The 13,157-nt window shown below is 40.7% G+C and carries 11 protein-coding genes; 9 read left to right on the forward strand and 2 right to left on the reverse strand.

What is annotated here, in order from left to right:
* The first annotated feature begins 998 nt into the window (after window positions 1-998).
* The 6 genes from IQ211_RS15275 (at window position 999) to IQ211_RS15300 (ending at window position 8,134) form a co-directional block, all read left to right on the forward strand.
* Window positions 999-2,129 carry a LuxE/PaaK family acyltransferase gene (locus IQ211_RS15275; RefSeq protein ID WP_189760861.1) on the forward strand — a complete coding sequence of 377 codons (1,131 nt, stop codon included), beginning with the start codon at window positions 999-1,001 and terminating at the stop codon, window positions 2,127-2,129.
* A gap of 1 nt (window position 2,130) precedes the next feature.
* Window positions 2,131-4,551, forward strand: a complete 2,421-nt coding sequence (locus IQ211_RS15280) for an acyl-CoA reductase (RefSeq protein WP_223281829.1) — start codon at window positions 2,131-2,133, stop codon at window positions 4,549-4,551.
* A 15-nt stretch (window positions 4,552-4,566) separates the two neighbouring features.
* On the forward strand, window positions 4,567-5,811 hold the full coding sequence (locus IQ211_RS15285; RefSeq protein WP_189760862.1) for a phenylacetate--CoA ligase family protein: 1,245 nt from the start codon (window positions 4,567-4,569) through the stop codon (window positions 5,809-5,811).
* A gap of 11 nt (window positions 5,812-5,822) precedes the next feature.
* Complete coding sequence (locus IQ211_RS15290; protein WP_189760863.1) at window positions 5,823-6,749, forward strand: GNAT family N-acetyltransferase; 927 nt, start codon at window positions 5,823-5,825, stop codon at window positions 6,747-6,749.
* Window positions 6,750-7,196: 447 nt separating this feature from the next.
* Window positions 7,197-7,622 carry a hypothetical protein gene (locus IQ211_RS15295; protein WP_189760864.1) on the forward strand — a complete coding sequence of 142 codons (426 nt, stop codon included), beginning with the start codon at window positions 7,197-7,199 and terminating at the stop codon, window positions 7,620-7,622.
* Between the two features lie 113 nt (window positions 7,623-7,735).
* Entirely contained in the window at window positions 7,736-8,134 is a 399-nt protein-coding gene (locus IQ211_RS15300) for a DUF1240 domain-containing protein (protein WP_282885552.1), read from the forward strand.
* A 34-nt stretch (window positions 8,135-8,168) separates the two neighbouring features.
* Here the strand turns inward: IQ211_RS15300 and IQ211_RS15305 are convergent, their stop codons facing one another.
* On the reverse strand, window positions 8,169-8,648 hold the full coding sequence (locus IQ211_RS15305) for an Hcp family type VI secretion system effector (RefSeq protein WP_193836410.1): 480 nt from the start codon (window positions 8,646-8,648) through the stop codon (window positions 8,169-8,171).
* A 402-nt stretch (window positions 8,649-9,050) separates the two neighbouring features.
* On the opposite strand from IQ211_RS15305, the gene IQ211_RS15310 reads away from it, so the two are divergent.
* The 3 genes from IQ211_RS15310 (at window position 9,051) to IQ211_RS15320 (ending at window position 11,167) form a co-directional block, all read left to right on the forward strand.
* Window positions 9,051-9,941: a hypothetical protein gene (locus IQ211_RS15310; protein ID WP_189760866.1), complete on the forward strand. Its 891-nt coding sequence runs from the start codon at window positions 9,051-9,053 to the stop codon at window positions 9,939-9,941.
* Window positions 9,934-10,344: a DUF1240 domain-containing protein gene (locus IQ211_RS15315; protein WP_282885553.1), complete on the forward strand. Its 411-nt coding sequence runs from the start codon at window positions 9,934-9,936 to the stop codon at window positions 10,342-10,344. Before IQ211_RS15310 ends, IQ211_RS15315 begins: the two co-directional genes overlap by 8 nt.
* A gap of 127 nt (window positions 10,345-10,471) precedes the next feature.
* Entirely contained in the window at window positions 10,472-11,167 is a 696-nt protein-coding gene (locus IQ211_RS15320) for a pirin family protein (RefSeq protein ID WP_189760867.1), read from the forward strand.
* Window positions 11,168-11,234: 67 nt separating this feature from the next.
* On the opposite strand, the gene pckA is transcribed toward IQ211_RS15320, so the two are convergent.
* On the reverse strand, window positions 11,235-12,854 hold the full coding sequence (gene pckA, locus IQ211_RS15325) for a phosphoenolpyruvate carboxykinase (ATP) (protein WP_189760868.1): 1,620 nt from the start codon (window positions 12,852-12,854) through the stop codon (window positions 11,235-11,237).
* Window positions 12,855-13,157 lie beyond the last annotated feature (303 nt).

The following is a 13,157-nucleotide window of genomic DNA, read 5'->3' on the forward strand; positions in this document are numbered from 1 at the left end:
CGCTAATATTATTTGAAATAGTTCTTAATCAACTCCTCAAATACCTCGCCAAAATCTACCAAAATATGGTTTTGATTTATTAGCACCGTTTTGTGGGGATCCCTCAGCGCAATAATAGCTGAAGTCAATAGCGCTTTTTTCATTATAAGTATCTCTTTGTTATATAAATCGCACAGAAATATACTTAAATTTCAAAAAAACACAACGTAAAATATAACCCAACAAAAATAATTTATATAAAATAATCACAATTGATTACTATCTTTTACACCGTATGTTATGGCGATACGTTTATAAGCGCCAAGTATATGAACCAATTAGCTCTCCAAGACCAATCTCACTTCAAGATGCATGTGATTTCTCCCCGCTTCGCGGGGAGAAATCAGGTTTCATATCGTGTTGTAAATTGCAGCTTGAAGTTTAATGCGTTTATATCTCCCCCGCGTAGCGGGGGAGATATAAACAATCCTCAATTGACGGTATCTTTACTTTTAATTTTCCGTATGGCGAAGCCAGATTTTTTTGAATATTAAATTCGCTTTAATTTCTTAAATTATCGCTAAAATAGGTGTTTTCCCTAATCTATTCACACACCAAAAGAAACTTAATTCCATCACACATAATAATAAATAATAAGACGGATGTATTAAATAATGATTGAATTAAAGACAAAACATTAGACAAACAGTTTGATTATTATCGCTTTGTTTGAAATAATGCGCTCCGCAAACGCAGGACTGACATAAACTGTAAGACGGAAAAAAACATCTACCATTATCCGAAATAACACTGTTTATAAAAAATTACTACTGTCAGATCCAACTTATCATCCTCCAACAACGCCCAAATAATTAAATTAAAACAGACGCCAAATTAATTATTTCAATTAATAATTGCGGTCTATCAAAAATAATTACACCCAACCTAAGAATCAAATATTAATTAAGATATTTTAATTAATAATTCTTTATAGCTGTTACTGAAGAATGAGTGTTGATATGCAAAACTTACCTCACGTCAAAGCACTGTGTGCTATCACACATCCTTACCGTGCTTGTACCGAATATGACGCATTATTTAATAACGCCATGTGCGAACTGACACTTTATCACTGCGAACATACTCCTGGTTACGCGCAGTGGCTGGCAGACCATGGCTTGGATAAACAGGCGCTAATAACTCTGAATGATTGGTCAAATCTGCCTTTGCTCTTTGCCAATTATTTCAAACGTAACCTGATACTCAGCGACAGTGCGCACGATGCGCTGGAACTGACGTCCTCTGGAACCACCGGACAAAAAAGCCGTATGCGCTATGATGATGTCAGTATTGCAGCTGCTCAGTATATGGTGGACTGTATTTTTGACTATTATGGCTGGAATACCCCTGATCAACCCTGTAACTACCTGCTGCTGAGCTATGAACCCGCGGGTGCCGTCACTCTGGGGACAGCCTACACCGATCAATTCCTGTGTAAATATGCACCGGTAAATCGAGCTTATTATGCTTTGCGCCATAACGGACAAGATAATGAATTCGATCCCTTCGGTACTATTGCGGCACTCCAGCAATTTGCTCAGGACGGATTGCCAGTGCGGATTTTCGGTTTTCCTGCCTTTTTGTGGTTTACCCTGCAAAGAATGGAGCAGATGGGACTACCGGCACTGAAATTACATCCTGAGTCGCTGGTTTTCCTCGGCGGAGGCTGGAAAACACATGCCGATAAATCCATTCCTAAAAAAGAATTGTATCAACGAATAACCGAGCAATTAGGTATCCCTGATATTCGCTGTCGTGATGGTTATGGCTCCGTTGAACACCCAGTTCCTTATGTTGAATGTTCTCACCATCATTTCCATGTTCCAGTTTACGCCCGTGCCTATGTGCGCCATACCTCTAACTTAACCTGCCAGCCTTACGGGAAACCAGGTTTTCTGCATCTTACCTCACCTTATATCACTTCCTGTCCAGCACACAGCATCGTTACAAGCGACCTGGCTGTACTGCATTCCGGTGAAAGCTGTGGTTGTGAACTTGAAACAGATTGGTTTGAACTGCTTGGCCGCGCAGGCACTAGCAAAAGCCGTAGTTGTGCGATTGCCGCTTCAGAATTGATTAAGAGATCTTGATATGTCTTCCGTAAAAACCATGAATAATCCGATTTTTTCAGAGCAACTGGCAGAGCAAGAAATCGCGAAGTTGCGTGAGCGTTTACCTGATTTGCTGGCACATCCCCATACTTCTGAGCAGGTACTTGATTGCGCGCAATGCTTTGCCGAATATCTTGCCAATTTAGGTGAACATCCACTATTTAATACCCCAATCAGGGAAGCGCTTATCGCTTTTTGCCAACGTGAAGCGCTGGAAGCCAAGCTGGAGCGGGAGCTTGGGCAAAACGCTTTTTCACTGCGTCGATTCGATTACAACCAGAACCGATATGAAACCTGGAAGCCATTAGGTGTGGTTGTCCACATTACGCCTTCCAATGCTGAACTTCTGCCTTTTATGGCCGTGATAGAGAGCTTGCTGGTGGGGAATATTAACTGGTTACGCCCAAGCAGTAACGACAACGGATTTAGTGCACAACTACTGGCAGAATTTTTAGCTCACGATATTTCAGGTGATTTAGCTGCTCGAATAGCCGTCTTACCATTGCCCGTGACGCAATTGTCCGAGCTGTTCAGTCAGGCTGATGCCGTTTCTGCCTGGGGCAGCGATTCTTCCCTGACATCCATTCGTACTCAACTTCCCGCAGGTTGCCGCTGGATAGATTGGGGGCACCGTATCAGTATTGCCTGGTTAAGCCCTGACGCCGCCGATGATACCCAATTGGATGCATTGGCGGATGATATCTGTCGTTATGACCAACAAGCTTGTTCCAGCCCACAATGTTTGCTGGTCGATAGTGATGATCCTGAAGTTTTACAACATATCGGACAACGCATGGCGGCGGCTCTGCAACGCCGTGCCGGATTGCATCCAGCCCTGAAACCGGATATTCAGGAAGCTGCTGAAATTACGACGCAAACGGCTTTCCAACAGCTCGATTTTGCATTTACACAGGTTCGCGGTGAAATATGGCAAGCCGACGGCTGGCGAGTGATATGGCGACACGAAAAAGAATTAGCGGCGTCTCCTTTGTTCCGCACATTGCAGATACGCCCTGCACCACGTCAGCATCTGTGCGCTATTTTGCTGCCCTGGCGTAACTATCTACAAAGCTGTGCTTTGATTACCCGTCAAGAGCATATCACCGAAATGAGTCATACCCTGTTTGCTGCGGGCGTCAGCCGAATCACACCGGCGGGACAGATGCATGATGGCTATAGTGGTGAGCCACACGATGGCGTCTACGCACTATCGCGCCTTACCAAACGAGTATCTGTCAGCCTTGCGCCTGATTTAATGGCAGGTTGCGCCCATCTTGATGTACCGCCATCGTGTCCACGCGGATTAGAAAATCTGCCTGTCATGAATAAGGCAGATTTTCAGGCATTGGTTCCTAACGATAAGGCACGCCTGTTTTTCCGCAGTGGTGGCAGCAGTGGTACACCTAAACTGGCTGCTTATAGCTACCATGATTACCACCGGCAGATGCAGGCCGCAGCCGATGGCGTATTTGCCTCAGGGCTTGAACCTGCAACCGATCGCGTCATGAACCTGCTGTATGGCGGGAAGTTGTACGGTGGCATGATGAGCTTCTTCACCATTTTGGATAAATTGGGCGTGACACAATATCCAATGGGTGGCCCTACTGATAATGATTTTAGTGAAATCGCTGATTTTATCGTACATCAACGCATCAATACGCTGGTGGGTATGCCAAGCACGATACATCGGTTATTTCTAAATGAAGAAACCAAACTACGCCAATATGGTGGTATTTGTAAGCTATTTCTGGGGGGCGAACACCTCAATATAAATCAACGAAACTTCCTGACCAGCTTTGGCGTTACCCTGATACGTTCAACAATTTACGGTTCAGTCGATGCTGGGCCAATGGGTCATGCGTGCGCAGCCAGCGAGGACGGTGTTTTCCATTTAATGGCTGATACTCAATGGCTGGAAATTCTCAATATAGAAAATGATCAACCCGTAGCAGAAGGTGAAACAGGTCGTCTGGTATTCACTTCCCGCCACCGCGAAGCACAACCCGTCCAACGCTATGATTTAGGGGATCTCGGCTGCTGGATTAATCAACCCTGTTCTTGTGGCCTGACTTCACCGCGTTTCCGACTTAAGAAGCGCCATGGTTCCCTGTTACGTGTAAGCAGTATTTTTTTCAATCTTGCTGATCTGTCTGAACAATTGGCATTACCCGTGCAATGGATAATCGACCATAACCATGATGGTATCGATAACATTCAGCTATGGGTTGATCATGCCGATCCCCACACTGTGCGCCAAAATTTATTGAAAGATCCCAAAATTGCCGAAATTGTTGCAGGAAACCTGCTGAATTTAGACGTCATTTCCACTTCAAGTGCAAAATTTCACCGCAATGAACATAGTGGGAAAACACCATTATTCATCGACTTGCGTAAATATTAATTGAGTGAAATTAAGATGATGACCAAAACGACATTGACTGATTTGCTCCATCATGCGCGCGAGCATTCTGCTTATTACCGAGAACGCTATCAGTCCATTCCCGATAATTGGGTTTTGGAAGATTTACCTCTTGTAGAACCTAACCATTATTGGGCCCATTCAAACGACTTACCAACTTGGCCTGTGCTGACTGCACCGCTGGAAGGCGGTCATGTGTTTAAAACAGGTGGCTCAACCAGCGATGGGAGGTTGTCAGTTTTCAGTCAGCAGGAATGGAAAGCATTTATTCATTCCTTTGGCCAAGGCATTGCCCGCCAATTAAAAGCCGGAGATCGGGTGGCTAATCTGTTTTTTGCTGGCGATCTTTATACCAGCTTTATATTCATCCACGGCGCATTATCGAATGCACCCATCCCGATATTGGAATTTCCTTTCACCTGTAAGGTTGAAGATGAATTGCTGATTAACAATATTCGTCTTCACAACATTAATGTACTGGCAGGTGTTCCCGTGCAGTTAATCCGCCTGGCTCACTATTTGAAAGAGATGGGACAAACATTACCGATGGTGGAAACCATTCTCTATGGTGGAGAAAGTTTGTTTGATTCACAGGTCGCGATCATACGACAAGTTTTTCCTCACGCCCGTTTAGGTTCAATCGGTTGCGCCAGTGTCGATGCAGGTTTAATTGGTTTTGCTGATCCTGACTGCAAACAGGGAGAGCATCGCGTATTTTCTGACGAAACGATTATCGAAATCGTCGATGAAATCACTCACCAGCCCATTATGGAGTCAGAAAAACGTGGGTTATTAGTTGTCACTAACCTGCAACGACAACTTATGCCTGTGATCCGCTATCCTACTGGTGATATGGCTTGCTGGTGCGAGCCAGAACAGCCAGGCCGTAAATTTGCCCTGCAAGGACGTGCTAATCAAGGCTATCGTATACGATTTGGTACCCTATCGTTATTCCCTGACGACTTAGCGACACAGTTATCACAACGAACAGAGCTTTTAGCCTGGCAATTGGAGCTAAGCCAGAAAGCGGGGCAAGATCAAATTCGGTTGTTGGTAGCAAGCCTGCAAACTGTAGATATCGACAGAATACGACATCGGGTTATGGCCGCATTCCCGGGCTTAGAAGAGGCTTGCATACACCAAAATATGCTGGAGATCGTGCAAACCAATATTGATAGCATGTATACGCACCCACGATCAGGAAAGTTGCAGCGAGTTGTGGATCTACGTCGTTATAACTAAGGTTGAAATCGATGACTATCTTACCATCCACTATTCAAATCCGCAGCTATCAGCCAGGAGATGATAAAAAGATCAGCCAATTATTCCGTGAGGTTTACGGCGATTCGTATGTCTATCCTGACATTTATCTACCAAGGCTCATCAATGACTACCAGTCCACAGGGCAATGGTACTCTGCCTTAGCATTCCATCAAGGTTTACTTATTGGTCATGCTTCTCTGGTTAAAGATATGGTACAGAAAAATCAGGCAGAACTGGCTCTACTTGCTGTTGTTCCTGATTTTCAAGGTCACGGTGTGGCTAAGTCTCTGGGCAGTTATTTATGCCGCTATGCGAAAGAGCAAGGCTATAATTTATTGACGATGAAACAGGTATGTTCACACCCTAAAAGCCAGTACATCGCCCAAAATTTGGGTTTCTATTCTACGGCACTGATGCTGGATTATGTTGATTCGCCATTTGGACTGCCAGAACCCGAAAGTATTATTCAAGGTATTTTACCGCTTAAATCATTGCCATTACCTAAACTAAACTGGCCCCAGCCCTGGCAAGGCTGGGTCGCCCAGGTCAGTCAATATGTTGGTGAATCATCCCCAAATGCACCATCAGTGTGCCAGCCCCCTATGATCTCTGAACCATTTAGCATTAAAAAATCTGGCCGACGTTTGGAAATTACACTATACGAGGTCCATGCTGACTTTTTATCTGAGGTCATCAATCTCCCCTCTGGCCAGTTAATCTATTTGAAACTGCCAGCATGTGAAGAAGCTCTGGGATTGTGCTCATTGCTAAAAAAAGGCGGATTTCGATTCGCCGGACTTTGCCCAGACACGCATGATGGGTGGTTTTTGTTGTGGCTACGGGGCTACCAAGTAACGCCCTACCAATTTTATGATATGGGTACTCAACATCTCTATCAGATGGAATTGGGGGGTTAATTAACCACACAATTGACATGGCAAAAAGCGTATCTAAAGCAAGATCTCAACTTTGATTAAAAAAACGCTTTACAAATGATATTGAGAACGATTATCATTCTTAGCACTTTCAGTGCACCACCTTCAGGGTCCATGTGAAAGTACGACATTGCTCACATTGCTTCCAGTGTTTACTTTTATAGGCCAACTTTATGTTGGCTTTTTTTTTGCCCTGAATTTGCAAAAAATATCATAGCTCCTGAAGATATCCTTAAATAGCGTCATAACTAGCCCAAACGCCACTTTTTACTCCGATAGGAAAACTTGACCTGTCTCCCAATAATTCAGAAAAATTAAAGAAAAAATAGGTAAATCCGATAAAATATTAATTAACAATAGATATAAGTGGAGTTATAAAAATGAAATATGATCCACGCTTAAGAACATGGGTTGAAGATGATTTTGATTATGAAAATAATTTCAAAAAAAAATGGCACAAGATATATAAAATTCACTGACACGCCAGGCGTTAGACGATATTTGAATTCTACAAGATATCTTATTAATAATAAAAAGATAATGGAAGTTGGGATAGGTTCTGTGGCTATGGAAAGCAATATTGCTTCAGGTGCTAGATTCGGTATTGTATGTTCTGCTGGATATAGAACTGTTGAATTAATGCTTAAGGATGAATATAGCCTAACAGATTTTTTTGTTAATTTAACAATGGATATAACGAAGTTAATTGTAGCAACAACAGCTTCAAAGGTTATTGTTACAGCGGTAACTTCGACATTTTTTGCTACAGCTGCTAGTGCTACTGTTATAGCTCTTGGTGTTTTTGCTATTGGGATTGGTATTGCTTATGGCTTATGGCTTATATTTATTAGATGACGAGTATAAAATCAGTGAAACCATAATTAAAAAACCAAAAGAAAATAATGTAAAAACACCTATAAGCACTTATCATCCAGATCAATTTTTTAACATGTGGGGTAGATATTCTCGTGGTTAATATAAATAGATTTAAAGTTTTTTTTGCAGCAGTAATATTTATGTGCGTTGCTGCTTTTGGTTTAGTATCAATAAACGATTATAGCGGATTTTTAGCTAGAAATGATATTATTACTTTTTCAACAAAAAGCGCTTGGTTTATCTGGACTAGCCCATTATGTATGTATTTTTCTTTATTATTATTCCAGTACCTGATAACTAAAAAACAGGTGCATTTCAATAATAAAATAGGAAGTATATTTGGTTTTATCGCTGTAATAGGATTTATTTTTAATTTCTTTCTTTCTTTTTATGTTGATTTTAAACTAAAAAATGAAAATTATATTACATGTGCTAAAACATCATGGATAGCACCTAATAAATATGTAAAAGATATATCCTTATGCAAATAATCAATAAGCATAGCAGAATGCTATGCTTATTTTATTAATAGGTTCTGTCTTCCCATATACTATAAGCTGATGTGCCGGCTGTTATATGATTCCATGATATAGATTTATAATTTAGTAAAACTCTTTCATGTGGCATAGCATCGAAATTATTTACAGAATGTGGGTATACACAGGAAATGTCAGTGATAGTAGCTTCAGTTATTTTTACTTCATAGAATAATTCTAATTGGCCAGCTTGGCTCGTTCTGTAAAAAACAAAAGTACCATTTAGAGATTCGTTTGAATCTATCGCCATTGCTAATAATGGTGATGATTTATCCACTGGTTTAATGAATTGTATTGGCTGATGGCTGACATTCTGTTGTCGCGTTATTGTATGGTTTAAACTCAATACCTGTATTTGATCTTCGTGTCCATTTTGATACCTGTTTCCTATTGAGTCTGGGGTTGAACACCCCGCAGAAATTAAGCCTTGTTTTTTACCATTTAAAGATAAATAAATCATATCTGACATACAAATACCATCCTAGTTTTTATCATTCAATCTGATAGCTTAAGTTTAAAACTTAACATATAAATAAGAATAAAAACAGACATATAAATATAAAAAAACATCCTTTTAATAGATTTATTATTAATAATTTTTATTAAGTATATATAAAAATTGCGATTTAACTTACGGTTTTTATTTGATTATCAACGGTGCAATGCTGCCTACAAGCGATTATCACGGATTTAAGGAGTGAACAAAAATTACAACACAATAGCCTGTACTTACCATCTTGTTGAACAACTCAAAACACAATGTAATTCTCCAATAGGAAAACTTGACCTAGTTCACAATAATTAATAAAAATCAAAGAAAAAACAATTAAGTACGATAAGATATTAAATTTAAATAAAAAGGAGTTATTAAATGAAATATGATCCTCGCTTAAGAACATGGGTTGAAGATGATTTTGACTATGAAGCAAACTTTAAAAAACAAATGGATTACATTAATTATAAAGATCTTGAAAAGCAACTGAATGAAAACGTAGATTATCATGCCTTATTAGATCAGGATGAAGCTATCATTTTTTTGAAAACATTAGGAAGCAATCTTGAATCATTACGAGATGATATCTATTCAATAACTGATCCATTGTCAAATTTTTCTGGAAACATAAAAGATGCACCTGGAGTTTTTAAAGTAGCAAAACATTTCAAGCCTATAAATGTTGGAATAACAACGCATATAATAAATGAATTAAAAGGAAAAGGTGTAAAAGCCATAGAGTATTTAGGAAAAAATGGCATAAGATATATAAAACTAACTGACTCCCCAGATGTAAGACGATATTTAAATTCCACAAGATATCTTATAAATGATAAAAAAATAATGGAGGTTGGAGTCGGTTCTGTCGCTATGGAAAGTAGTATTGTTTCTGGCGCTAGGTTCGGTATTGTATTTTCTGCTGGATATAGAGCTGTTGAATTAATGATCAAGGATGAATATAGCCTAACAGATTTTTTCGTTAACTTATCAGTAGACATAGCAAAGTTAGTTGTAGCAACAGCGATAGCTAAGGTAACTGTTTCAGTGGCAACTTCAGCCATGTTTACCACGGCTCTTAGTGCCACTGCTATAGCTTTCAGTGTTTTTCTAGTTGGGGTAAGTGTTGCTTATGGTTTATATTACTTAGATAGCAAATATAAAATCAGTGAAACCATAATTAAAAATTTAAAAGAATATAAGATAAAACCACCTACACCTTATCATCCAGATCAATTTTTTAACGTGTGGGGCAGGTATTCCCGTGGCTAATGAAAATATTCCGTCCAGAGTAAAAATATTCATTTTATCACTGGTTCTTATGAGTATTTCTATATTTGGGGGATTAGCATCAATAGTTGACTATAGCAGCTTTTTAACCAGAAGTGATATTGTTACATTTTCGACAAAAAGCGCTTGGTTTATTTGGTGCAGCCCATTCTCTATGTATTTTTCTCTATTATCATTCAAGTATCTTTTAACCAAAAAACAGGTTACATTCAATAATAAAATAGGAGGTTCTTTTATTCTTATAGGTGTAATTGGTTTCGTTTTTAGTTTATTTTTTTCGTTTTATGTTGATTTTAAACTAAAAAATGAAAATTACACCACATGTGATAAATCATCATGGATGGCCCCTAATAAATATGTAAAAGATATATCCCTATGTAAATAGTCAATAAGCGTAGCGATATGCTATGCTTATTTTTATTCAAATATTTTGACATTTAAGATTAAATTTCCCGTCTTTTCTATTTCATTCCTTCAACTAGACTACCAAAAAAACTTTGAAGGGTTTTGCAATGATCTACTTACGCCAAGCTTTAGAACGGGGTCATGCCAATCATGGCTGGCTGGACAGTTGGCATACTTTTTCCTTCGCCAGCTATTATGATGCGAATTTCATGGGATTTTCTGCACTCAGGGTCATTAACGAAGATGTGATTGACGCTGGTCAGGGATTCGGTATGCATCCTCACAAGGATATGGAAATATTGACCTATGTGCTGTCTGGAACGGTGGAGCATCAAGACAGTATGGGGAACAAAGGAAGCGTGTCTGCGGGAGAATTCCAAATTATGAGTGCAGGAACAGGCATCCGTCACTCAGAATATAACCCACAGCATGATAGCCAACTGCATCTTTACCAGATCTGGATCATACCAGAAAAAACAGGACTCACTCCTCGTTATGAGCAACACCGTTTTGATACAACCGAAGACCGTCAATTAATTCTCTCTCCTGATGCCCGTTCGGGGTCCCTAAAAGTTTTTCAGGATGTGACATTATGGCGTTGGACATTAAAAAACGGCGAAGATGGTGAATATGACATGGAAAAAACACGAAACATCTGGATCCAGGTCGTTCGTGGTGAAGTGATAATCAATGGAGTGCGGGCTACCACCAGCGATGGTGTCGCTATTTGGGATGAATCCCATCTTCAGCTAACGGCAAATCAAGAAAGTGAGATATTGCTGTTTGACTTGCCCCCCAACTGATGTTCAGTCTCGAAAAAGAACTCTACTCAACCGAATAGAGTTCTTTCATCGAAAACTTAAAATTACATTACAGTTTAGGGCCTGCTTTCACCAATGCAGCACCCGCAGCGGTATCAGTATACTTATCAAAATTATCGATAAAGCGCTGGGCCAAATCTTTTGCCTTCACATCCCATTCGGATTTATCGCCATAGGTATTGCGTGGATCCAAAATGTGGGTATCTACCCCTGGCAATGTCGTTGGTACGGCCAAATCAAAAATCGGCAGTTGAATGGTATCCGCATCTTCAATGTCACCACTGAGAATCGCATCAATAATCGCGCGGGTATCTTTAATGGAGATGCGTTTGCCCGTGCCATTCCAGCCAGTGTTAACTAAATACGCTTTCGCACCTGATGACTGCATACGCTTAACCAGAACTTCCGCATATTGCGTCGGATGCAGTGACAGAAATGCCGCCCCAAAGCAAGCAGAGAAAGTAGGAGTAGGCTCTGTCACACCGCGCTCAGTGCCCGCCAGTTTTGCCGTGAAACCAGACAGGAAATGATATTGGGTTTGTTCTGGAGTCAAGCGGGAAACCGGAGGCAGTACACCGAAAGCATCTGCGGTCAGGAAAATAACCTTAGTTGCGTGCCCTGCTTTTGAGATCGGTTTAACGATATTTTCAATATGGTAAATCGGGTAAGAAACACGGGTATTTTCTGTTTTGGAACCATCGTTGAAATCCACCGTACCATCCGCCAGTACAGTGACGTTTTCCAACAGGGCATCACGACGAATGGCGTGATAGATATCCGGCTCAGCCTCTTTGGACAAATTGATAGTTTTTGCGTAGCAACCACCTTCAAAGTTAAACACGCCGTCATCGTCCCAGCCATGTTCATCATCACCGATTAACTGACGTTTCGGATCAGTGGAAAGCGTGGTTTTCCCTGTCCCAGAAAGACCAAAGAAAATAGCAACATCCCCCGCTTCACCCACGTTGGCGGAACAGTGCATAGAGGCAATACCTTTTAGTGGTAACAGGTAGTTCATCATTGAGAACATCCCTTTTTTCATTTCACCACCGTACCAGGTACCACCAATTAACTGCATACGCTCTGTCAGGTTAAAAGCAACAAAATTTTCAGAATTCAGCCCCTGTTCTTTCCATTGTGGGTTGGTGCATTTAGCGCCGTTCATCACAATAAAATCAGGTGTGAAGCCAACTAATTCTTCGTCTGACGGGCGGACAAACATATTTTTTACAAAATGTGCCTGCCACGCCACTTCAGTGATAAAACGTACTTTCAGACGCGTATCCGCATTGGCTCCGCAAAAAGCATCAACCACAAACAAACGTTTGCCTGACAGCTGCTGAGTAACCAAACCTTTTAGATGAGACCAGGTTTCCTGACTGAGCGGTTTATTATCGTTCTTTCCTTTGCCCTGATCAGCCCACCATACGGTGTCGCGGGTCACTTCATCGCGGACAATATATTTATCTTTCGGTGAACGCCCCGTGAAAATACCTGTATCTACCGCGACAGCACCGAGGTTAGTCAATGTACCACGCTCATACCCTTGTAACGTGGGTTGAGTTTCTTCAGAGAATAACAGTTCATAACTTGGGTTATAGACAATCTCACTAACACCATGAATACCATAAACCGCAAGTTCCTGCTCAGTAATGCCTGTAACGCTCATTTGTTGCTCCTGGTCGGTTATACTTTATCTCTGTGGGGGATAATAAATAATTATGACTAATTAACAGCGATTGTTATCAAAAAATTGAAATCACATTATTTTTTTTAAGTTTATATGAGACACAGGACACGGAATGACAAAGTCATTCGTAATAAAAAGGGTGTATATACCAATCGCCTTTCAAGATGCATCTTATATCTCCCCGCTACGCGCTGAGGAATCCCCAGAAAATAGACAAGCATAGCGTTGTGTGATCTACTGATTGTTCCACCAAGTCAATAGGGTCACTGCTATGCCTGCACG

The organism is Xenorhabdus griffiniae (genome assembly GCF_015163655.1).
Lineage (GTDB): Bacteria > Pseudomonadota > Gammaproteobacteria > Enterobacterales > Enterobacteriaceae > Xenorhabdus > Xenorhabdus griffiniae.

Coding starts and splice junctions, on each gene's coding strand:
- IQ211_RS15275 (WP_189760861.1), top strand. CDS start 999: ATGCAAAACTTACCTCACGTCAAAGCACTGTGTGCTATCACACATCCT.
- IQ211_RS15295 (WP_189760864.1), top strand. CDS start 7,197: ATGAAAATAATTTCAAAAAAAAATGGCACAAGATATATAAAATTCACT.
- IQ211_RS15280 (WP_223281829.1), top strand. CDS start 2,131: ATGTCTTCCGTAAAAACCATGAATAATCCGATTTTTTCAGAGCAACTG.
- pckA (WP_189760868.1), bottom strand. CDS start 12,854: ATGAGCGTTACAGGCATTACTGAGCAGGAACTTGCGGTTTATGGTATT.
- IQ211_RS15305 (WP_193836410.1), bottom strand. CDS start 8,648: ATGTCAGATATGATTTATTTATCTTTAAATGGTAAAAAACAAGGCTTA.
- IQ211_RS15290 (WP_189760863.1), top strand. CDS start 5,823: ATGACTATCTTACCATCCACTATTCAAATCCGCAGCTATCAGCCAGGA.
- IQ211_RS15320 (WP_189760867.1), top strand. CDS start 10,472: ATGATCTACTTACGCCAAGCTTTAGAACGGGGTCATGCCAATCATGGC.
- IQ211_RS15310 (WP_189760866.1), top strand. CDS start 9,051: ATGAAATATGATCCTCGCTTAAGAACATGGGTTGAAGATGATTTTGAC.
- IQ211_RS15285 (WP_189760862.1), top strand. CDS start 4,567: ATGATGACCAAAACGACATTGACTGATTTGCTCCATCATGCGCGCGAG.